Below are 20,923 nucleotides of genomic sequence, written 5' to 3'. Positions count from 1 at the left end.
GTGGGGGCTGGTCGCGCAGTTCCCCGCGCCCCTGAAAAGACCGGCGGTGCCCCTGGCCGGTGACCAAGAAAGCGCCCGGCTGCCCGCGCCCCTGAAATGACCGGCGCGCCGCCGGCCGGTGACTAAAAGGCGTCGGCTGCCCGCGTCCCGGGAGTGACCGGCGGTTCCGCCGGCCGGTGACCAAGGAAGCCCCCGGCGGCCACCAGAACCCCAGCGACCAGCAGTTCCCCGGCGGCCGCGTCGGACCCCTACTCGACCACGACCACCTTCGTGCCGATGCCTGCGAACATCCACATCGCCTTGCCGTCCTTGCGGGACTCGCGGATGCCGCCCGTCTTGGTGGCGGGGTCGGGGTCGGGGGTGGAGCCGTCCACCGCCGCGCTGAAGCCGATGGAGACGCCGTCGACCGTGGCGAAGCGGACGACGTTCTCGATCGGGGTGCCGTCGGAGCCGGTGACGGCGGCGGAGCGGGACGAGACCGTGTAGGTCGCGGGGGTGGGGTCGACCGTGCTGGGGGTGACCTCGAACGTGCGGGTGACCTTCTCGTTGGCGCCGACCAGCCAGACGCGGTCGCCGTCCAGGGAGTAGACGACGCGTTCGCCGGTGCCCGAGCCCTCGGGAAGGAGCTTCTCCGTGTCCTTCTTCCGCTCGCCGGGAGCCTTGGACTTCGGAAGTGCCGAGGACTTGGAGGGGGAGGGCTTCCCGAGGTCGTCGGGCACGTGCGCCGACGCCTGATAGGCGAGGAAACCGACTGCGGCGACCGCCGCCGCGGTGAGCCCGGCCACGATTACCGAGCTGCTGCTGGCCACCTTCTGAGTCCACCTCTCGTACCCACGTACGCCTTTGAAGCACGTCTGTGCTGTGACGGTAGCAGCAGAGGGGACGTGTACCGGGTCGGCCGTGGCCCGGCCCGAAGCGCCGTAGGCTGTTTGCGTGCTCTTGCTCGCTCTGGATACCGCCACCCCCGCCGTCACCGTCGCGCTGCACGACGGGACGGACGTCGTCGCCGCGTCGAGCCAGGTGGACGCGCGACGCCACGGGGAACTGCTGCTGCCCGCCGTCGACCGGGTTCTCGCCGAGGCGGGCACCCACCTCGACGCCGTCACCGGCATCGTCGTGGGCATCGGCCCCGGCCCGTACACCGGGCTGCGCGTCGGCCTCATGACCGCCGACACCTTCGGCCTCGTCCTCGGGGTCCCCGTCCACGGCCTGTGCACCCTCGACGGACTCGCCTACGCGGCCGGTGCCGAGGGCACGGTCGAGGGGCCGTTCGTGGTGGCCACCGACGCCCGGCGCAAGGAGGTGTACTGGGCGCGGTACGCGGACGCGCGGACGAGAACCACCGAACCCGCCGTCGACCGGCCCGCCGAGATCGCCGACACCGTGGCCGGACTGCCCGCCGTCGGCGCCGGCGCGGTCCTCTACCCCGACGCCTTCCCGGACGCCCGCGGGCCCGAGCTCGTCTCCGCGGCCGCCCTCGCGGCGCTGGCCGCCGAGCGGCTGGCCTCGGGCGCGGAACTGGAGGCGCCCCGGCCGCTGTACCTGCGGCGGCCCGACGCCCAGGTGCCCAAGAACTACAAGGTGGTCACCCCCAAGTGACGACCCCGGTGCTGCGCGAGATGCGCTGGTGGGACATCGAGCCCGTCCTGGAGCTGGAGAAGGACCTCTTCCCCGAGGACGCCTGGTCCCGCGGCATGTTCTGGTCGGACCTCGCCCACGCGCGCGGACCCCACGCGACCCGGCGGTACTACGTCGCCGAGGACGCCGACGGACGGATCATCGGCTACGGGGGCCTGGCCTCCGCCGGGGACACCGCCGACGTACAGACCATCGCCGTCGCCCGCGAACACTGGGGCACCGGCCTCGGCGCGCTGATCCTCACCGAGCTGCTGCGGACCGCCACCTCCTTCGAGTGCGCCCAGGTGATGCTCGAATGCCGGGTCGACAACGTCCGCGCCCAGAAGCTCTACGAACGCTTCGGCTTCGAGGCGATCGGCTTCCGCCGCGGCTACTACCAGCCGGGCAACGTGGACGCCCTCGTCATGCGCCTCAACGACCCTTCCGCATCCGTACAAGGAACCGAGATCAATGGCTAGGTCCATGGCTGACGAACCCCTGGTCCTCGGGATCGAGACCTCCTGCGACGAGACCGGCGTCGGCGTCGTGCGCGGCACGACCCTGCTGGCCGACGCGATCGCGTCGAGCGTCGACGAGCACGCCCGCTTCGGCGGGGTGGTCCCCGAGGTCGCCTCCCGCGCGCACCTGGAGGCGATGGTCCCGACCATCGACCGCGCGCTGAAGGAAGCGGGCGTGAGCCCGAAGGACCTCGACGGCATCGCCGTCACCGCCGGGCCCGGCCTCGCGGGCGCCCTGCTGGTGGGCGTCTCGGCGGCCAAGGCGTACGCGTACGCGCTCGGCAAGCCCCTCTACGGCGTCAACCACCTCGCCTCCCACATCTGCGTGGACCAGCTGGAGCACGGGGCGCTGCCCGAGCCGACGATGGCGCTGCTGGTGTCGGGCGGCCACTCGTCGCTGCTGCTGTCCACGGACATCACCTCGGACGTACGGCCGATGGGCGCGACCATCGACGACGCGGCGGGCGAGGCATTCGACAAGATCGCGCGCGTGCTGAACCTGGGCTTCCCCGGCGGCCCGGTCATCGACCGGTACGCGCGCGAGGGCGACCCGCAGGCGATCGTGTTCCCGCGCGGTCTCACCGGGCCGCGCGACCCGGCCTACGACTTCTCCTTCTCCGGGCTGAAGACGGCCGTGGCCCGCTGGATCGAGGCGAAGCGGGCGGCCGGCGAGGAGGTGCCGGTACGGGACGTGTCGGCGTCCTTCCAGGAGGCCGTCGTGGACGTACTGACCCGCAAGGCCGTGCGCGCGTGCCAGGACCAGGGCGTCGACCACCTGATGATCGGCGGCGGCGTGGCCGCCAACTCCCGGCTGCGGGCACTGGCGTTGGAGCGCTGCGAGAAGGCGGGCATCCGGCTCCGCGTGCCGCGGCCGAAGCTGTGCACGGACAACGGTGCGATGGTCGCGGCCCTCGGCGCGGAGATGGTCGCCCGCAACCGTCCCGCCTCCAGCTGGGACCTCTCCGCCGACTCCTCCCTCCCGGTGACCGAACCGCACGTGCCGGGGCACCACCACGACCACGACCACGTGCACGAGGTGAGCAAGGAGAACCTCTACTCGTGACCGTCGCGCTGATGTGGGAGGCACGGGCGGTGGAAGGCCGGGGCTCCGAACTGCTCGCCTGGGCACGGGAGCAGGAGCTTCCGGTACGGCCGCTGCGGCGCGAGACACTGCGCGCGCCCCAGGACCGGGTGCTCGTCATCACCTGGTGGGACGCGGACTACGACGCCGAACTGCCCGAACTGCCCGATCCCGGACCGGAGTTGGTCAGTCGAGCGGTCCACCGGTGGCGGTTCGAGTCGCTGGAGCCGGACGGCTGAGGCGGCGGTACCGGCGTTCGCCGAGCCGGTCCAGGGCGGGGAAGCAGAGGGCGAAACAGAGCAGCGGCACGCCCCCGACCAGGAGCAGGGTGTGGGGCGGCCGGTCGGTGAACGCCGTCCCCAGGTCGACGACGAGCATGACGGCCGCGAGGACCAGGCTCGCGATCACCGCCCGCCGCGCCGCCGTGCGCCGCCGCGCTCCTCGCTCGATGCGGGCCTCCACCTCCGGCCGCTCCTCGGCCGAGGTCAGCCCGAGCCGCAGGGCGGTGGCGTACAGGTCGGCGACCTCGGCGATCGGATCGGCCAGCTGGTACTCGTCGAGGTGAGGGAGGCGGGCCCGGCGCCCGTCGACTGCGTAGAGGTACCCGGACCAGCGGGGGACGCCGCCCTTGTTGTCTTCGACCCGGATGCCGTAGATGTCCGGCCACGCCCAGAAGCGCGTGCGCAGCGGTCCCCGCACGGTGATCCCGTCGACCGTGACCGACGTCCGCGCCCGCCACTGCTCCAGCACCACCCGGCTCACCGTCGCCGCCCAGGCGGCCACGGCCAGCACGTTCCAGCCCGACGGGCCGAGCGTCGCCATCGCGTGCAGCGCGCTCGCGATGATCAGCGTCGCCGCGACCAGCGTGGTGAGGAAGGCGGGCGGTACTCTGCGCCGCTTTCGGTACTCCCGTTCGATGCCGTCGTCCACCGCGCTGTTATAGCCGCCCTCGGTGAGCGTGGGGTAAGGGCGCCCCTCGCGCGTACGGAACGGGGAGTACGCGGCTGTTCGATGGACAGTACCGTGAGCGTGCGGTCACTCTGGGTCGATGGTGCACGGTGTGGAGTGGGCGGCGCAAGGGCCGGGTGGTGAGCCCGAGTCGTCGGACAGCATGCGGGCGTTCGGGGCGGTGGTGCGGGCGCTGCGCGAGCATGCGGGGGTGAGCCGGGAGGAGTTCGGGGCGCTCGTCCATCTGTCCCGACACTCCGTCGCCTCCATCGAGTTGGGGCGACGGCTCGCGGACCAGCGGTTCGTGGAACTGGCGGAGGAGGCCACGGGCGGCACGGGGGCGGTGCGGGGGGCGTTCCAACACATGGCCCGACAGCCGGGGCTGGCGGCTTGGTTCAGGACGTGGGCGCGCTTGGAGCGGGAGGCCGCCGTTCTGGATACGTACGAGTGCAGGCTTGTGCCGGGCCTGTTGCAGCCGGAGTCGTACGTCCGGGCGGTCTTCGAGAACGCGGTCCCGCCCCTCACCGACGGTGAGTTGGACACGCAGGTGGCTGTCCGGATGGAGCGACAGCAACTGTTGCGGGAGCGCCCCAACACCTCGTTCAGCTTCATCATCGAAGAGGGCGTGCTCCTGCGGGGATTGGGTGGCCAGGAAGTAACGCGCTGCCTCTTGGACTACTTGCTGGAGTGCGCCGCGTTGCGTAACGCGAGCCTTCAGATCATGCCGTTGAAGCGCACGCAGCATGCCAGCCTGTCGGGGCCGCTCCAGCTGGTGGAGACACCGGACGGACGGCGGCTCGCCTATGCCGAGGGGCACATGAATGGTCGGCTCATCGCTGACGCGAAGGACGTGGCTCTCCTCAACCAGCGTTATGCGAAACTGCGGTCGCAGGCTCTCACTCCGGAAGACTCCGTGAGCTTGCTGGAGCGACTGCGAGGAACCCTATGACTACCGCCGAACTCGCTTGGTTCAAGTCCAGCTACAGCACGGACCAGGGTGACAGCTGCATCGAAGTCGCCCTGGAGTGGCACAGGTCCACCTACAGCGGCACCCAGGGCGACAACTGCATAGAGGTGGCCCCGACTCCCACCACCATCCACATCCGGGACTCCAAAGACACCACCCGCCCCCACCTCGGCCTCGGCCCCGCCGCCTGGGCCGCGTTCGTCGTGCACGCGGCGGCCCAGGCGGACTGAGCACCCTCAGTTCTGTACGGCCCGGACCTCCGTCCCGCAGTGCAGCCGGCGGTCCGGGCCGACCTCCCGTACCGCCCCCTCCAGCGTCAGCTGCACCCGGTGGCGGATGTCCGTGCTCGACGCGCCCAGGCGCAGTTCCAGGGCGCCCGGTTCCACCACAAGCCGTCCTGAGCGGTCCGCGAAGCACGAGACGTCGGGGTGGAAGCGGAACGTGACCCGCGAGGCATCCCCCGGCCCCAACTCCAGCCGCTGATAGGCGATCAGGCGGATGTCGGGGCGCGTCACCGAGGCCACCGGGTCGTGCAGGTACAGCTGCACGACCTCCGCACCCGCCCGCTCACCCGTGTTGCGCACGGTCACCGACACGTCGTACCCCTCGTTCTCGAAGTCCGTCCACGCGAACGTCGTGTACGAGAGGCCGTGCCCGAAGGGATACAGCGGGGTCGGGTCGATGCTGCTCGCGCCGCCGAGGAGGCCCATGGGCGGCTGGAGATACGTCCACGGTTGGCCGCCGGGGCGGTCCGGGACGCTGACCGGGAGGCGGCCGGAGGGGGAGATGCGGCCCGACAGCACTCCCGCCACCGACGGGCCGCCCTCCTCCCCGGGGAAAAAGGCCTGGACGGTGGCCGCCAGCCTGTCGTTCCAGCGGCCCAGCGCGTAGGGGCGGCCGGTCAGGAGGAGCAGGACCACCGGCGTGCCCGTGGCGACCAGCGCGTCCAGCAGCTTCCCCTGGACGCCCGGCAGCCGGAGGTCCTCCGCGTCGCAGCCCTCGCCGGAGGTGCCCCGGCCGAAGAGCGCGGCGCGGTCGCCGAGGACCGCCACGCAGACGTCCGCCTCGGAGGCGCGGGCGACCGCCTCGGGGAACCCGCCGGTGTCGGTGCCGTCGACCGTGCTGCCGGCGGCGTACGTGATCTTCGCGTCGGGGAGTTCCGTGCGCAGGGACTCCAGGACGGTCGGGATCTCGATGCCGAGCGCGGTGCCGGGGTGGGCGGGCAGGACGTGCGACGGGAAGGAGTAGCAGCCCAGCATGGCCAGCGGGTCGTCGGCCCGGGGGCCCACGACCGCGATCCGCAGGTCGGGGGCGAGCGGCAGCACGGCGCCGGGGTTGTCCAGCAGGACCACCGACTCCTCGGCGAGGCGGCGGGCGAGGGCGCGGTTGCGCGGGGGGTCCAGGTCGGCGGCGGGGGTGGCCGGCTCGGGGGTCCAGTCCTCGTCCAGGAGGCCCAGTTCGCACTTCTGGAGGAGGACGCGGCGGGCGGCGAGGTCCACCAGGGACTCGGGGATCTCGCCCGCCTTCACGGCCTCGATCAGGGGCTCGCCGTAGCAGCGCGGACTCGGCAGCTCCACGTCGACACCGGCGGCCAGCGCCGCATGGGCGGCCTCGGCGCGGCTGCCCGCCACGCGGTGGTTGGTCTCCAGGAAGCCGATGCCGAAGTAGTCGGAGACGACCGTGCCGGTGAAGCCCCAGTCGTCGCGCAGGAGTTCGGTGAGCAGGCGCCGGTCGGCGGAGACCGGGACGCCGTCCGTCTCCGTGTACGCGGCCATGACCGAGCGGGCGCCGCCCTCCCGCAGTGCCATCTCGAAGGGCGGCAGGACCACGTCCGCGAACTCGCGGACGCCCGCGCGCACGGGCGCGTGGTTGCGGGCGCCCACCGAGGCGGCGTACCCGGCGAAGTGCTTCAGCGTGGCCACGATCCCGGCCGACTCCAGCCCCCGCACGTACGCCGAGCCGATGGTGCCCACCAGGTACGGGTCCTCGCCCACGGTCTCCTCGACCCGTCCCCAGCGCGGGTCGCGGACGACGTCCAGGACGGGGGAAAGCCCCTGGTGGACGCCGACCGACGCCATGTCGTGGCCGATGTTCCGGGCCATCTCCTCGACGAGCGAGGGGTCGAAGGTGGCGCCCCAGGCGAGGGGGACCGGGTACGCCGTCGCGCGCCAGCTGGTGAAACCGGCCAGGCACTCCTCGTGGGCGACGGCCGGGATGCCGAAACGGTTCGCGGCCATGATGCGGCGCTGGAAGCGGGCCAGCACCTTCGCGCCCTCGGCCGGGTCGAGGGGGGCCGTGCCGAAGACGCGGGTGAGCTGGCCGAGGCCCCGGGTGATCAGCTCGTCGAAGTCGAACGCCTCCGTCATGCCCGCCTCGTCGGGGGCGATGTCCTCACCGTTCGCGTCGTTCTTCACCCACACGCCGTACAGCTGCGCGGTCTTTTCCTCCAGGGTCATCCTGGAGAGCAGGTCGTCGACCCGGGCCGCTGCGGGCAGGGCCGGGTCACGCCAAGGGGTTGTCATGAAACTCCTTCAGGAGTCGGCGAGTTTCAGAAGGTCGCGGGTGCCGAAGCAGGTGGGTCACTTGCCGCCCACACCCATCAGCCCGCCCACCAGCGCCCGCCGCGCCACCAGGTACACGGCGAAGATCGGGATGCCGGAGAGGACGACCGAGGCGAGCAGGGCGGGGATGTTGACGCCGAACTGGCTGACGTAGTTGAACAGGCCGAGGGTGAGCACCCGGGGCTCGTCGGACTGGGTGAAGATCAGCGGGAACAGGAAGCCGTTCCAGGCCTGGAGCGCGGAGAAGATGACGACCGTGCTGATGCCGCCCTTGGCGAGCGGGATCGTCAGCTGGAAGAGCACCCGCAGCGGCGAGGCGCCGTCCAGGGCCATCGCCTCGTACAGGTCCTCCGAGACGTCCCGCAGGGTGCCGACCAGGACCAGGACGGAGACCGGCATCGCGAAGGCGGCCGTCGGCAGGATGACGGCCAGGAGGGTGTCGTAGAGGTCGAGTTTGGCGATCAGCAGATACAAGGGCACGACCACCGCCTGCGCCGGGATCGCCACGCCCAGGAGGAACAGCCGGAACGCGGCGTTCGACCAGCGGTCCCGGGTGCGGACGGCGACGTAGGCCAGCGGGATCGACAGCACCAGGACGATGCCCACGACCGACACCGCGACGATCACCGTGTTGCTCATCAGATGGCCGAAGCCGCTGGTGAGGACGGTGTTGTAGTTGTCGAGGGTCGGGTCGGTGGGAGGCTTGAGGGGGTTGCCCGTCAGGGCCTTGTCCGCGCCCGTGAGCGACGCCGACAGCATCGCGTAGATCGGGATCAGGACGATGACCAGCCAGACGAACGCGCCCAGGCCCGCGACCGGGTTGGCACGCCTGGTCCAGTGCCGGCGGCGCCGGGGTGACTCCGTGGACGGGCTCCCGTCCGGCTGCCGGGTCTTCGTGGGGCGCGCCAACGTGTCGTGTGACACTCCGTCACATCCCTTCGCGGGTGCTGCGCATGGCGCCGAAGCCCGTCAGCCGGACCAGGACCAGCGAGAGGCCCGTCGCGGCGATGACCAGGAACGACGCGATGGCGCTCGCGTAGCCGAAGTCGTACGTCTTGAAGCCGGCCTCGTACATCAGGTACGGCAGGATCGCGGTGTCCGTGCCGGGGCCGCCCTTGGTGAGGATCAGGACCGTCTCGAAGTACGTCAGCGAGCCGACGACCATCAGGACCGTGGACGTGGTGATCGTGTGCCGCAGCTGCGGCAGCGTGATCGAGAAGAACTGGCGGTAGCGGCCGGCGCCGTCGATGGCGGCGGCCTGGTAGAGGACCTCGGGGATCTGGCGGGCCCCGCCCTGGTAGATCAGGGTGTGGAAGGGGATGAACTGCCAGCCGCCGACGAAGACGATCGCGAGGAACGCGCCGCTCTGCGAGCCCAGGGTGTCCGCCTGGATGATGCCGAAGTTCGGGTCCAGCAGCGCGTAGAACAGGATCGCGATGGCGGTGGAGGAGAGCAGGAACGGCACGAAGAAGACCGCGGACAGGATCGCGCGGTTGCGCTGCCGGCCCGCCGCCCAGACGCCGAGCAGCAGGGCGATGACCGTCTGGAAGACCCAGCTGGCGACCGTCAGGACGACGGTCAGCCACAGGGACTGGGTCATCCGCGGGTCGTCGAGGAGCTTGCGCCAGTTGTCGAGGCCGACCAGCCGCGGGTCGCCCAGACCGTCCCAGCTGGTGAAGGAGAGGTAGAGGGCGAGGGCCATCGGGACGACCGCGAAGAACGTGAAGAACAGGACTCCGGGAAGGGCCCAGGCGGCGTGCGGACGGCCGGCGCGGCTCGCGCGGTGCTCCGGTCCCTTCCGCGCCGCCGGTCCCTTTCCCGGCGCCTGGGCCTTCTCGACCGTGACGGTCACTTCAGCCCCTTGCACGCCGTCACGAACTCGCTCGGCGAGGACTTGCCCGCGAACAGCTTGCCGATCTCCGTGTGCATCCTGGTGCCGAGCCCGTCGCCGAGCGCCTGGTCCCAGGAGAGCGTGAAGGCGGGGGCCTTCTGCACCATGTCGTACTGGAACTTCGCGTACTCGGGGTTCGGCGCGGAGCCGAGGAGGGCGGCCGCGTTCGAGGTGGTCGGCACGTCGCCGTTGGCGATCAGGGCCTTCGCGTACGCCTCCGAGGCGCAGTCCCTGAGGAAACCGACGGCCAGGTCCTTGTTCTTCGTACGGGCGTTGATGGACCAGTAGTTGGTGGGGTTGCCGACGACGTTGAGGACATCGCCGGTGCCGCCCTCGACGGTCGGGAAGGGGGCCCAGCCGAGGTTGCTCTTGGCGAAGTCCGGGAACTTGCCGAGCTGCGTCGAGTACTCCCAGGAGCCCATCAGGTGCATGGCGGCCTTGCCGCGCGCGAAGACCGCGGGGGCGCCGCCGTTGACGTACGACACCGAGGTGAACTTGGAGCCGAAGGCGCCGTCGTCGACGAGTTCCTTGACCAGTTCGGCGGCCCTGAGGATCGTGGGGTTGCCCCAGCCGTCGGCGTCGCCGTCCTGGATGCGCTTGAAGACCTGGGGGCCGCCGAGCCGGTCGACCAGGTACTCCAGCCACATCAGGTTGGGCCACAGGTCGGAGCCGCCGAGGGCGAAGGGGGTGATGCCGGCCTTCTTCAGCTTCGCGTTGTTGTCGAGCAGCTGGTCCCAGGTGGTGGGCGGCTGAAGCTTGTGCTCGGCGAAGACGGACTTGTTGTAGAAGAGGATCACCGGCTGCATGCCGCGCATCGGGATGCCGTAGTGGCGGCCCTTGAGATCACCGGCGGAGAGCACCGAGGGCAGGAAGCCGTCCTTGAGCACCGGGTCGTCGTCGATGATGTCGGTGAGGTCGACCAGCTTGCCCGCGTCCTCGTACGGCTTGATCGAGCCGCCGCCCCAGTTGAAGAAGATGTCCGGGGCGCTGGGCGAGCCCATCGCCGTGCGGAGCTTGGGGGAGTAGTCGGAGCCCGGGACCTTCTGCAGCTTGACGGTGCCGCCGGCCTTCTTCGCCGCGGCCGACTTGTTGAACCGGTCGACGCCCGCCTGCTGGACCTTCACCGCGTCGTCGCCGTAGACGAACGCGGTGAGCGTCTTGCCGTCCCCGCCGCCGGACCCGCCGCCGGAGCCGCAGGCGGTGAGGCCGGCGCCCAGCCCCGCGGTGAGCAACGAGGCGGAACCGGCACCGAGGAACCAGCGCCTGCTGAACGGCCGGGCGCCCGTGCTCGTACCGGCGGCCTGACCTCTACTCGACTCCATGACAGCACCCTTCGCGAATGTTCAGCCGGTCGACAAGACGAATGTTTCGGATGACACTTCGAATGTTCCGGGAACGTATGGCCGCCGAAAGGGTTCGTCAAGAGGTCGCGCAGGGATACGATCCCGCTCATGAAGCCCGCGAAGCCCGAGGAAATCCAGACAAGAGCGCGTGCGTCCCAGTCCACGCAGACCGCGACGCTCGCCGAGATCGCCCGGCAGGCCGGCGTCTCGGCTCCGACTGTTTCGAAGGTGCTCAACGGCCGTGCGGACGTCGCGCCCGCGACCCGCACCCGTGTCGAGGAGCTGCTGCGCGAGTACGGCTACCGCCGCCGGCGCGCCGAGGCGAGCCGGTCGCCCCTCATCGACCTGGTCTTCCACGAGCTGGAGAGCGCGTGGGCGATGGAGGTCATCCGGGGCGTCGAGAACATCGCGCGCGAGGAGGGCCTGAGCGTGGTCCTCTCCGAGAGCGCGGGCCGGCTCACCCCCGGCCGCACCTGGGCCGACCAGGTCGCCGCGCGCCGCCCGCACGGTGTCGTCCTCGTCCTGTCGGGGCTGGACGAGTCCCAGCGCGCCCTGCTCACCAGCCGCTCCATCCCGTTCGTGGTGATGGACCCGGCGGGCGACCCCGGTGACGACGTGCCGTCGATCGGCGCCACCAACTGGCAGGGCGGCCTCGCCGCGACCCGGCATCTCGTCGAACTGGGGCACCGGCGGATCGGTGCCATCAGCGGGCCCTCGCGGATGATCTGCAGCCGCGCCCGGGTCGACGGCTACCGGGCCGCGCTGGAGACCGCCGGGCTGCCGGTCGCGGCCGACCTGATCAAGGCCGGGGACTTCCACCACGAGACCGGCTACCGGCTGGGGCTGGAGCTGCTGCGCCGCCCCGACCGCCCCACGGCCGTCTTCGCCGGCAACGACCTCCAGGCCCTCGGCCTCTACGAGGCCGCCCGCGAACTGGGCCTGCGCATCCCGGAGGACCTCAGTGTGGTCGGCTTCGACGACCTGCCGGTCGCCCGCTGGGTGGGCCCCCCGCTGACGACGGTCCGCCAGCCCCTGATGAAGATGGCCGAAGCGGCGGCCCGCCTGGTCCTGGACCTGGGCCGCCAGGACACCCCACCCACAGCGACGAGGGTAGAACTGGCAACAACCTTGGTGGTCCGAAGCAGCACGACAGCGCCGCCGGCCTCCTGAAGGGGCACGTTTCTCGGGGGCACGGGAAACTGCGCGTTCTCGTCAGGGGCACGGGAAACTGCGCGTTCTCGTCAGGGGCACGGGAAACTGCGGGATCGTTTCAGGGGTGCGGGGAACTGCGCGATCAACCCCGACGGCGGGTCACCCGGCAACGGCCCGCACCGGGCAGATGGGCTGCCGTTCTTTCCGGGGGCGCGGGCAACTGCGGGATCGTTTCAGGGGCGCGGGGAACTGCGCGAAGAACCCCGACGGCGGGTCACCCGGCAACGGCCCGCACCGGGCAGATGGTCTGCCGTTCTTTCCGGGGGCGCGGGCAACTGCGAGATCGTTTCAGGGGGCGCGGGGAACTGCGCGAAAGACCCCGACGGCGCGGCACCCGCACCACAAACCGCACCCCGCACACGCCCACCCCACCCCAACCGCGGAGCCCGTGGCTAAAAGTTGATGTATTGACGACTCGCACAACCCCCTCCACACTCCTCCGCAGTCAATCGGATGCACAACCGAAACTTTCGGAGGCACCCGCAATGAGAACCCCCAGAAATCCCAGGCGCGCCCGTCTCACCCCGCTGCTCGCCACCCTCACCGCCCTCGCCGCCGCCCTGATCGCCACCGCCCCGACCGCGAACGCCGCCCACGCCGCCGACCCGCCCCTCCGGGACCTCGCCGCAGCCAAGGGCAAAGGCATCGGCACCGCGGTGACCGGCTCCAAGCTCACCGGCACCTACGGCGAGATCGCGGCCCGGGAGTTCAACTGGCTCACCCCCGGCAACGCCATGAAATGGGCCTCCGTCGAGCCCACCCGAGGCAACTTCAACTGGACCGAGGCCGACCGGATCGTCGACTTCGCCGAGGCCCACGACCAGGACGTACGCGGCCACACCCTGGTCTGGCACAGCCAGAACCCCGACTGGCTGCAGAACGGCACCTGGACCCCCGCCCAGCTCGGCGGGCTGATGAAGGACCACATCGCACTGGAGGTCGGCCGCTACAAGGGCCGCCTCGCCGCCTGGGACGTGGTGAACGAGCCCTTCAACGAGGACGGCACCTACCGCCAGACCCTCTGGTACAACGGCCTCGGCACCGACTACATCGCCCAGGCCCTCACCGCCGCCCGAGCCGCGGACCCCGCCGCCAAGCTCTACATCAACGACTACAACGTCGAGGGCGTCAACGCCAAGAGCACGGCCCTCTACAACCTGGTCCGCGACCTGAAGGCACGCGGCGTCCCGATCGACGGCGTCGGCCTCCAGGCCCACCTGATCCTCGGTCAGGTCCCCGCCACCCTCCAGCAGAACATCCAGCGCTTCGCCGACCTCGGCGTGGACGTCGCCATCACGGAACTCGACATCCGGATGCAACTGCCGGCCACCCAGGCCAAACTGGCCCAGCAGCGCACCGAGTACGACGCCGTGGTGAAGGCGTGCGTGGCCGTCACCCGCTGCACCGCCGTCACCGTCTGGGGCTTCACCGACTCCGACTCCTGGATCCCGGACGTCTTCCCGGGCGAGGGCGCCGCCACCCCGTACGACGAGAACTACGCCCCGAAACCCGCCTACCACGGCATCGTGACGGCACTCGGCGGCACGGTCACCGACCCCCCGGTCCCGGCCGGCTGCTCGGCGGCGTACACCGTCGCCAGCCAGTGGAACACCGGCTTCACCGGCAACGTGACGATCCGCTGCGCCGCAGGCTCCTCCCTCTCCTCCTGGCGGGCCACCTGGACCTTCGGGGCGGGCCAGCAGGTCTCCCAGGCGTGGAACGCGACCTGCACCCAGACCGGCACGGCCGTCAGCTGCTCCAACGCCTCCTGGAACGGCGGCGTCCCGAGCGGCGGTTCGGTGAGCTTCGGCTTCAACGGCACCTGGAGCGGCACCAACCCGGTACCGACCGTGACCCTCGGCTGAGAAGCCCGGGAAATCTGAGAATTTCCGAAGGAAAGGCGGCAGGCAGTTCCTCGCCGTAACAATTCGGACGTACGTTCATGTGTGTGACGGGTGAAGGAAACGTGCGCGGGGACGAGGACAACGGGGGCGAGGACAACGGGGACGCGGGCAGACGGCGGCGCCGGCTGAGGATCGCCGGCTTCGCCCTCGCCGGCGTCCTCGTGCTCGCCGCGAGCGGGCTGGGCTGGACGTTCTGGCGGCTCAACTCGAACATCAAGGGCGTCGACATCAACACCGCGCTCGGCGACGACCGCCCCGCGCGGACCACCGCGACGGCCGCCCCCGAGGCGTCGGCCACCACCGACTCCCTGCCGAGCGGCACGCTGAACATCCTCGTCCTCGGCTCCGACTCCCGCAGCGGCAAGGAGAACGCCGCGCTCGGCGGCGGCGACGAGGGCGCGGGCGCCCGCTCGGACACGGCGATGGTCGTCCACGTCGACGAGGGCCGGACCGGGGCGACCGTCGTCAGCATCCCCCGCGACACTCTGGTCACCCGCCCGTCCTGCCCGCTGGAGTCGGGCGGTTCGACGGCGGTGGCGTACAACGCGATGTTCAACAGCGCGTACGCGGTCGGCGGCCCGGTCTGCGCGGTCAAGACGGTCGAGTCGATGACGGGCGTCCGCATGGACCACTACATGGAGATCGACTTCGCCGGCTTCGCCAAGCTCGTCGACGCGCTCGGCGGGGTCACGGTCACGACGGACGAGGACATCGACGACGCCGACAGCCACCTCAAGCTGGCCGCCGGCACCCACCACCTCGACGGCGAGCAGGCGCTCGCGCTCGCCCGCACCCGCCACGGCATCGGCGACGGCAGCGACCTCGGCCGTATCGGCCTCCAGCAGAAGCTGGTGAAGGCCCTGCTGGACCAGATCTCCTCGACCGACCTCCTGACGAACCCCGCGCAGCTCTACCGGGCCGCCGACGCGGTCACCGCGAGCCTCACGACGGACACCGGCCTCGCCTCGATCACCGACCTGGTGCGCCTCGGCCGGAGCCTGGAGGGCCTGTCCTCCGCCGCCACCACGACCGTGATGATGCCGGTCGCGCCCGCCCCGTACGACAGCAACCGGGTGGTGGCACGGGAACCCGAGGCGAGGAAGCTCTGGGAGTCGCTGAAGTAGGGGGCGACAGCCGGGGCGAGCGCGGGCGAAAAACTTTTCCAGGAAATCCCGGCGGCCGTGTCGATCCGGGGTGCGGCCGTTCGACGTAGGGGTGAGAGTCGGGGAGAAGCCCCGGCCGCCGACGCACCTGGAGTCACCATGCCGCGCTATCTGTCGATGGTCCGGATCGACGAGACCAACGCCCCCGCCGAGGGCCCGAGCCCCGAGCTGATGCAGCGGATGGGGGACCTGATCGAGGAGATGACGAAGGCCGGCGTGCTGCTGGACACCGCCGGTCTGTCCCCGACCGCCCAGGGCACGCGGGTGCACTGGGAGGGCGGGAAGCTCTCCGTCACGGACGGGCCGTTCACCGAGTCCAAGGAGGTCGTGGGCGGGTACGCCATCGTCCAGGCCAAGGACATGGCCGAGGCGATCGAGTGGACCAAGCGGTTCCTGAAGGTGCACGAGGAGCACTGGACGGTCACCTGCGAGGTGCGGGAGATCATGGAGCCCTGAGCCATCGGATCCGCTTGGCGAGGGCGCCGTCCGGGTGTCTGATGGTGGGCTGTGACCCCACAGCCCACCTCCGCGCCCGGTCCCGCTCCCGCCGACGCCCCCACGTCCCGGCCCGCCTCCGACGCGGCCGTCGAGACCGTCTTCCGTATGGAGTCGCCCCGGATCATCGCCGGGGTCGCGCGGATCGTCCGGGACGTCGGGATCGCGGAGGAACTGGCGCAGGACGCTCTGGTCGCGGCGCTGGAGCAGTGGCCGCGCGACGGGGTGCCGGACCATCCGGGCGCCTGGCTGACGGCCGCCGCCAAGCACCGGGCGATCGACCTGGTGCGCCGCCGGGAACGGTACGCGCGCAAGCTCACCGAGGTGGGCCGGGACCTGGAGGCGGCGGGGCCCCACCTCGACCGGCCGACCGACCCGGACGACATCGACGACGACCTCCTCCGCCTCGTCTTCACGGCCTGCCACCCCGTGCTCTCCGCCGAGGCCCGCATCGCCCTCACCCTGCGCCTCCTCGGCGGCCTGACCACCCCCGAGATCGCCCGCGCCTTCCTGGTCCCCGAGCCGACGATCGCCCAGCGCGTGGTCCGCGCCAAGCGCACGCTCGCCACGCAGAACGTCGCCTTCGAGGTGCCGTACGGCCCCGACCGCGAGGCCCGCCTCGACTCCGTGCTGGAGGTCATCTACCTGATCTTCAACGAGGGGTACGCGGCCACCGCCGGCGACGACCTGCTGCGCCCGGCCCTGTGCGAGGACGCCCTCCGGCTGGCCCGGGTGCTGGCCCAGCTGATGCCGAAGGAACCCGAGGTGCACGGCCTGGCGGCCCTGCTGGAACTCCAGGCGTCACGGGCCGCCGCCCGCACGGCCCCTTCCGGGGAACCGGTCCTGCTCGCCGACCAGGACCGCCGCCGCTGGAACCGCCCCCTCATCGCCCGGGGCTTCACGGCGCTCGGCCGCGCCACCGCCTGCGCGCCGGGCGCCCCGGGCCCGTACGCCCTCCAGGCCGCCATCGCCGCCTGCCACGCCCAGGCGTACACCTACGAGGAGACGGACTGGCCGAAGATCGTCACCCTGTACGCCCTGCTGGCCGCCCGCGCCCCGTCCCCGGTGGTGGAGCTGAACCGCGCGGTCGCCGTCTCCATGGCCGAGGGCCCCGGGCCCGCGCTGGAGATCGTGGACGGCCTCGCCGCCGCACCGGCCCTGCGCGACTACCACCTGCTGCCCAGCGTCCGCGGGGATCTGCTGCGGCGGCTGGGCCGGACGGAGGAGGCCCGCGCCGAGTTCGTACGGGCGGCCGGGCTGGCGCGCAACGAGCGGGAGCGGGCGTTGCTGCTGGCGCGGGCGGACGAGGAGGCGTGAGGAGCCCCGCCCGGGGCCCGTAGGGGTCAGACCGGGTGGCCGATCAGCATCGAAGGCGCCCCCGCGACCCGGGTCAGGAAGACCGTCGCCGCGTTGCGTCCCTGCGGCTTGACCTTCCTGCGCAGTTCCTCCGGCTCCACGGCCGACCCCCGCTTCTTCACGGTCAGGATGCCCACCTCGCGCTCCCGCAGCAGGGCCTTCAACTTCTTCACCCCGAAGGGGAGTCGGTCGGTGATCTCGTAGGCGGTGGCGTACGGCGTGACATGGTGCTCGTCGGCGGTGATGTAGGCGATCGTGGGGTCGATCAGCCCGCCCCCCAGGTCCTGCGCGACCTCGGCGACCAGGTGGGCGCGGATGACGGCGCCGTCGGGCTCGTAGAGGTAGCGGCCGACCGGGCGGACCGGGGGGTCGGGCAGCATCGTGTCGGGGGAGGCCCCGACGCCCGCCCCCGCAGGGAGCAGCATCGCGCGCCGTGCCCCCGGGGTGCCGCCCTCGCGGAACCACAGCACGGCCTCCTTCACATCGCCGCCGTCCGAGATCCACTCGGCCTCGGCGGCCGGGGGGATCGCCTCGTGCGGGATGCCGGGCGCGATCTTCAGCGCGCCCAGCGGGGCCTTCAGCGCGGCCGCCACGGCCCAGGACAGGGGCGGGGAGTAGGACTCGGGGTCGAAGATCCGGCCGCGCGCGGAGGAGCGCCGGGCCGGGTCGACGAACACGGCGTCGAACCCGGAGGTGTCCACCTCCGTCACGTCCGCCTCGCGCACCTCGATCAGCTCGGCGAGGCCGAGCGCGCCGGCGTTGGCGCGGGCGACCGCCGCCGTCAGCGGGTCGCGGTCGACGGCCAGTACCCGGAGGCCGGCGCGCGCCATCGCGATCGCGTCCCCGCCGATGCCGCAGCACAGGTCGGCGACCGACCGCACGCCGAGCGCCCGGAGGCATTCCGCCCGGTAGGCCGCCACGGACGTCCTGGTCGACTGCTCGACACCGTTCGGCGTGAAGAACATCCGCTCCGCGTCCGCCGCGCCGAACTTCGCCGCCGCGCGCTGCCGCAGCCGTGCCTGGGCGAGGGCCGCCGACACCAGGGGCGCCGGGTGGTCCCGGCGCAGCCGGGTCGCCACGGCCAGTTCCCGCGCCGGTTCGGTGCCGCGCACCTCGTCGAGGAGGGCGCGGCCCTCGGGAGTGAGCAGGGGGGCGAGGAAGGCGGCGGGGTCCTGGTCGTTCACCGGGCCATTGTCGGTCAGGGGGAGGGGGCGTGGGCCACTCGGTGGACGGTGGGGGCCGGACGGCGGTGTCGGGGCCGTGGAGAGGGGCCGTGCTGGGAGGATGCGGCGCCATGCGACTCGTACGACAAAATGATGTAAAGAGTGCGAAGCAGGCGAGTTTCTGGGGGCGGAGCAGCGTGTTCCGGGGCGGTGTCGCCGTGCTCGCCGCCGCGGTCATCGTGTCCGGGTGTGCCGGGGGAGACGAGGGAGGCGGGGAGGACGGCAGGCAGGGGGCGGCCGGACGGGAGGGCACCGCGGGGCCGGCCCACGGGCAGGAGCGCGGACAGCGGCCTCTCCAGGCGCCGGGCGCCCGCGCCCTCGACGCGTACGCCGGGAAGCTGCGCCGGGCGCACGCCGCGCGGGTCGCCGCGGCGAAGCGCTGGGGACTGGCCGGAGTGCCCCTGCTCGCGCCGCCGCCTCCGGCCGAGAAGCCGGTGCTCCGCACACGCGAGGGGTTCGAGGTGGACGGCCACGAGGAGGACGGACTTCCCCCGGTCCTCACCACCGTCCCCACCCGCGACCGGATCCTCTTCCTCACGATCGACGACGGCGCCGAGAAGGACCCCGCGTTCCTGCGGATGATGAGCGACCTGCGCGTCCCGTACACCGCCTTCCTCAGCGACTACCTGATCAAGGAGGACTACGGCTACTTCGCCCGGATGCGGGACCGGGGCGTGGTCCTCGGCAACCACACCCTCCACCACCGCCCTCTGCGCTCCCTCTCCCGCGCCGCCCAGGAACGCGAGATCTGCGGCATGCAGGACGTGATCGAGAAGCGCTACGGCGAGCGGCCCCGGCTCTTCCGGCCGCCGTACGGGAGCTACGACCGGCACACCCTGCGCGCCGCCAAGTCCTGTGGGATCGAGGTCGTCCCCCTCTGGAACGAGGAGGTCTTCGCCGACCGCTGGGAGCACCGCGAGGCGGACCGCCGGCTCCGCCCCGGCGACATCGTCCTGAGCCACTTCCGGGGCAGGTCCGACGGCAAGGGCACCATGCCCGACATGGTCCGCCGCTTCCTGGACCGGGCCACCGCCGAGGGCTACGCGGTGGCGAGGCTGGAGGACTACCTGTGACGGCCGGCGGGGCACGGGGGCGTACGCCGGGCTCCCGCGTCCGCACCGCACCCGTCGCACTCGCCGCGCTGCTCGCCCTGCTCCTCCCCGGGTGCGCGGCCGGTCCCGCCGCCCGGCCGGCTGCTACCGGGGCCGACGCGACGGCGCGCGACCCGCGCCCGGTCCCGGACACCCCCGGCGCGGACGGCAGCGCCCGCGCGCCCGGACACAAGCACCCCCACCCCCACGCACACCCCCGCACGCCCGCGTACCGCCGCTGGGGTCTCACCGCCCCCCTCGCGCCCCCGCCCCGCGAGCCCGACCGGCCCCCGCGCCTCCGCGCGGCCGGCCCGGGGCTGCCGCCCGTCGTGGACCGGGTGCCGACCCGGGACAAGGTGGTCTTCCTGACGTACGACGACGGCGCGGAGAAGGACCCGAGGTTCGTCGACATGGTGCGTGAGCTGCGGCTGCCGGTGAGCATGTTCCTGACGGACAGTGTCGTGGGGCCGGGATACGGCCACTTCGCCCGGCTGCGGGCCGTCGGGGCGACCGTGCAGAACCACACCCTGGACCACACCGCCCTGCGCGGCCTGCCGTACGCCGGACAGCGCGCCGAGATCTGCGGCCAGCAGCACAAGCTCAGACAGCGCTTCGGCGCCCGGCCGACCCTGTTCCGCCCGCCCTACGGCCTCCACGACGCCACCACGCTGCGCGCCGCCGCCGACTGCGGCATCGCGGCCGTCGTCCTGTGGCGCGCGTCCATGCAGATCCACGACCTCCGCTACGCCGTCGGCGACCGGCTGCGCCCCGGCGACATCGTCCTGGCCCAGTTCCGGGGCCCCGACCAGCTCGGGGGCGCCACCCTCACGCAGATGACGACGCGGCTGCTGCGCCGGATCCAGGAGCAGGGCCTCACCGTCGGCCGCCTGGAGGACTACCTCTGAGGCGCCACGGAGGAAGCGGTGAGGCACGGGCAGGGGCCCTCGCGGGAAGGCCGCCGCCGACCGCCCGCCGACCCGCCGCAACCCACTCGATTAGCAGTCCGCTTGACCGAGTGCTAATCACAGTCATAGTCTCAGGTCTGGCACTCCCCCCTGGAGAGTGCCAACCAGCGACGGGCAGGTCCGGCACCCGCGACGACGGATCCACCTGGTCGCCACCTCAGACAGTTAACCCCGTGAGATCTCCGAAGGGGGAGGTCGGATCGTGACGACCACCAGCTCCAAGGTTGCCATCAAGCCGCTCGAGGACCGCATTGTGGTCCAGCCGCTCGACGCCGAGCAGACCACCGCCTCTGGCCTGGTCATTCCGGACACCGCGAAGGAGAAGCCCCAGGAGGGCGTCATCCTCGCCGTGGGTCCGGGCCGCTTCGAGAACGGCGAGCGCCTGCCGCTCGACGTGAAGGTCGGCGACATCGTGCTGTACAGCAAGTACGGCGGCACCGAGGTGAAGTACAACGGCGAGGAGTACCTCGTCCTCTCGTCCCGCGACGTCCTCGCGGTCATCGAGAAGTAAGTCACCTCAAGCACATTCTGCTTGTGAGCTGCGCCCCGGGCCCCCGCCACCTTATGAAGCCGGGCGTCTGGGGCGCA

At 71.9% G+C, this 20,923-nt stretch carries 21 protein-coding genes; 14 read left to right on the top strand and 7 right to left on the bottom strand.

Annotation, left to right across the window (positions count from 1 at the left end; all coding sequences use genetic code 11):
• Positions 1-248: 248 nt before the first annotated feature.
• Entirely contained in the window at positions 249-809 is a 561-nt protein-coding gene (locus SCAB_RS17295; RefSeq protein ID WP_013001387.1) for a hypothetical protein, read from the bottom strand.
• 124 nt (positions 810-933) lie between these two features.
• Here SCAB_RS17295 and tsaB point away from each other — a divergent pair, with 124 nt between their 5' ends.
• Genes tsaB through SCAB_RS17275 form a run of 4 tightly spaced genes read left to right on the top strand, consistent with a single transcriptional unit; the run spans position 934 to position 3,455 of the window.
• Positions 934-1,599 carry a tRNA (adenosine(37)-N6)-threonylcarbamoyltransferase complex dimerization subunit type 1 TsaB gene (gene tsaB / locus SCAB_RS17290; protein ID WP_013001386.1) on the top strand — a complete coding sequence of 222 codons (666 nt, stop codon included), beginning with the start codon at positions 934-936 and terminating at the stop codon, positions 1,597-1,599.
• Complete coding sequence (gene rimI / locus SCAB_RS17285) at positions 1,596-2,096, top strand: ribosomal protein S18-alanine N-acetyltransferase (protein ID WP_013001385.1); 501 nt, start codon at positions 1,596-1,598, stop codon at positions 2,094-2,096. Before tsaB ends, rimI begins: the two co-directional genes overlap by 4 nt.
• A 4-nt stretch (positions 2,097-2,100) precedes the next feature.
• Positions 2,101-3,198 carry a tRNA (adenosine(37)-N6)-threonylcarbamoyltransferase complex transferase subunit TsaD gene (gene tsaD, locus SCAB_RS17280; protein WP_041669322.1) on the top strand — a complete coding sequence of 366 codons (1,098 nt, stop codon included), beginning with the start codon at positions 2,101-2,103 and terminating at the stop codon, positions 3,196-3,198.
• Positions 3,195-3,455, top strand: a complete 261-nt coding sequence (locus tag SCAB_RS17275; protein ID WP_041669321.1) for a hypothetical protein — start codon at positions 3,195-3,197, stop codon at positions 3,453-3,455. Before tsaD ends, SCAB_RS17275 begins: the two co-directional genes overlap by 4 nt.
• On the opposite strand, the gene SCAB_RS17270 is transcribed toward SCAB_RS17275, so the two are convergent.
• Positions 3,403-4,146, bottom strand: a complete 744-nt coding sequence (locus tag SCAB_RS17270) for a PH domain-containing protein (RefSeq protein WP_013001383.1) — start codon at positions 4,144-4,146, stop codon at positions 3,403-3,405. The two genes, SCAB_RS17275 and SCAB_RS17270, sit on opposite strands and share 53 nt — an antisense overlap.
• A gap of 118 nt (positions 4,147-4,264) precedes the next feature.
• On the opposite strand from SCAB_RS17270, the gene SCAB_RS17265 reads away from it, so the two are divergent.
• Together SCAB_RS17265 and SCAB_RS17260 are read left to right on the top strand one after the other, a co-directional pair.
• Positions 4,265-5,113, top strand: a complete 849-nt coding sequence (locus tag SCAB_RS17265) for a helix-turn-helix domain-containing protein (RefSeq protein WP_049875727.1) — start codon at positions 4,265-4,267, stop codon at positions 5,111-5,113.
• Positions 5,110-5,361, top strand: coding sequence for a DUF397 domain-containing protein (locus SCAB_RS17260; RefSeq protein ID WP_013001381.1), 252 nt, complete (start codon positions 5,110-5,112; stop codon positions 5,359-5,361). Before SCAB_RS17265 ends, SCAB_RS17260 begins: the two co-directional genes overlap by 4 nt.
• Before the next feature lie 6 nt (positions 5,362-5,367).
• Here the strand turns inward: SCAB_RS17260 and SCAB_RS17255 are convergent, their stop codons facing one another.
• Genes SCAB_RS17255 through SCAB_RS17240 form a run of 4 tightly spaced genes read right to left on the bottom strand, consistent with a single transcriptional unit; the run spans position 5,368 to position 10,905 of the window.
• On the bottom strand, positions 5,368-7,653 hold the full coding sequence (locus SCAB_RS17255) for a beta-xylosidase/alpha-l-arabinosidase (protein ID WP_013001380.1): 2,286 nt from the start codon (positions 7,651-7,653) through the stop codon (positions 5,368-5,370).
• 57 nt (positions 7,654-7,710) lie between these two features.
• Positions 7,711-8,616: a carbohydrate ABC transporter permease gene (locus tag SCAB_RS17250; RefSeq protein ID WP_013001379.1), complete on the bottom strand. Its 906-nt coding sequence runs from the start codon at positions 8,614-8,616 to the stop codon at positions 7,711-7,713.
• A gap of 4 nt (positions 8,617-8,620) precedes the next feature.
• A complete protein-coding gene (locus SCAB_RS17245) occupies positions 8,621-9,544 on the bottom strand; it encodes a carbohydrate ABC transporter permease (RefSeq protein WP_013001378.1) in 924 nt (307 codons plus the stop codon).
• Positions 9,541-10,905: an ABC transporter substrate-binding protein gene (locus SCAB_RS17240; RefSeq protein ID WP_013001377.1), complete on the bottom strand. Its 1,365-nt coding sequence runs from the start codon at positions 10,903-10,905 to the stop codon at positions 9,541-9,543. Before SCAB_RS17240 ends, SCAB_RS17245 begins: the two co-directional genes overlap by 4 nt.
• A 129-nt stretch (positions 10,906-11,034) precedes the next feature.
• Here SCAB_RS17240 and SCAB_RS17235 point away from each other — a divergent pair, with 129 nt between their 5' ends.
• From SCAB_RS17235 to SCAB_RS17215, 5 genes are all read left to right on the top strand, one after another.
• Positions 11,035-12,096 (top strand): LacI family DNA-binding transcriptional regulator, encoded by a 1,062-nt coding sequence (locus tag SCAB_RS17235; protein WP_013001376.1) that lies wholly within the window; start codon positions 11,035-11,037, stop codon positions 12,094-12,096.
• A gap of 527 nt (positions 12,097-12,623) precedes the next feature.
• Positions 12,624-14,003 (top strand): endo-1,4-beta-xylanase, encoded by a 1,380-nt coding sequence (locus tag SCAB_RS17230; protein ID WP_013001375.1) that lies wholly within the window; start codon positions 12,624-12,626, stop codon positions 14,001-14,003.
• Between the two features lie 77 nt (positions 14,004-14,080).
• A complete protein-coding gene (locus SCAB_RS17225; protein ID WP_041669319.1) occupies positions 14,081-15,166 on the top strand; it encodes an LCP family protein in 1,086 nt (361 codons plus the stop codon).
• Positions 15,167-15,304: 138 nt separating this feature from the next.
• A complete protein-coding gene (locus SCAB_RS17220; protein ID WP_013001373.1) occupies positions 15,305-15,661 on the top strand; it encodes a YciI family protein in 357 nt (118 codons plus the stop codon).
• Between the two features lie 51 nt (positions 15,662-15,712).
• The gene (locus SCAB_RS17215; RefSeq protein WP_013001372.1) at positions 15,713-17,017 is read left to right on the top strand and encodes an RNA polymerase sigma factor; all 1,305 of its coding nucleotides are present in this window, start codon (positions 15,713-15,715) and stop codon (positions 17,015-17,017) included.
• 26 nt (positions 17,018-17,043) lie between these two features.
• On the opposite strand, the gene SCAB_RS17210 is transcribed toward SCAB_RS17215, so the two are convergent.
• Positions 17,044-18,240: a class I SAM-dependent methyltransferase gene (locus SCAB_RS17210; RefSeq protein WP_013001371.1), complete on the bottom strand. Its 1,197-nt coding sequence runs from the start codon at positions 18,238-18,240 to the stop codon at positions 17,044-17,046.
• Between the two features lie 110 nt (positions 18,241-18,350).
• Between SCAB_RS17210 and SCAB_RS17205 the strand changes: the two genes are divergently transcribed.
• The 3 genes from SCAB_RS17205 (at position 18,351) to groES (ending at position 20,846) form a co-directional block, all read left to right on the top strand.
• On the top strand, positions 18,351-19,352 hold the full coding sequence (locus tag SCAB_RS17205) for a polysaccharide deacetylase family protein (RefSeq protein ID WP_173402888.1): 1,002 nt from the start codon (positions 18,351-18,353) through the stop codon (positions 19,350-19,352).
• Complete coding sequence (locus SCAB_RS17200; RefSeq protein ID WP_013001369.1) at positions 19,349-20,275, top strand: polysaccharide deacetylase family protein; 927 nt, start codon at positions 19,349-19,351, stop codon at positions 20,273-20,275. The genes SCAB_RS17205 and SCAB_RS17200 overlap by 4 nt, the downstream gene beginning before the upstream one ends.
• A gap of 262 nt (positions 20,276-20,537) precedes the next feature.
• Positions 20,538-20,846 carry a co-chaperone GroES gene (gene groES / locus SCAB_RS17195; RefSeq protein WP_013001368.1) on the top strand — a complete coding sequence of 103 codons (309 nt, stop codon included), beginning with the start codon at positions 20,538-20,540 and terminating at the stop codon, positions 20,844-20,846.
• Positions 20,847-20,923: the final 77 nt, after the last annotated feature.

It is taken from the genome of Streptomyces scabiei 87.22 (assembly GCF_000091305.1).
In the GTDB taxonomy this organism is placed as follows: domain Bacteria; phylum Actinomycetota; class Actinomycetes; order Streptomycetales; family Streptomycetaceae; genus Streptomyces; species Streptomyces scabiei.
This window is presented reverse-complemented; position numbering and strand designations above follow the sequence as displayed.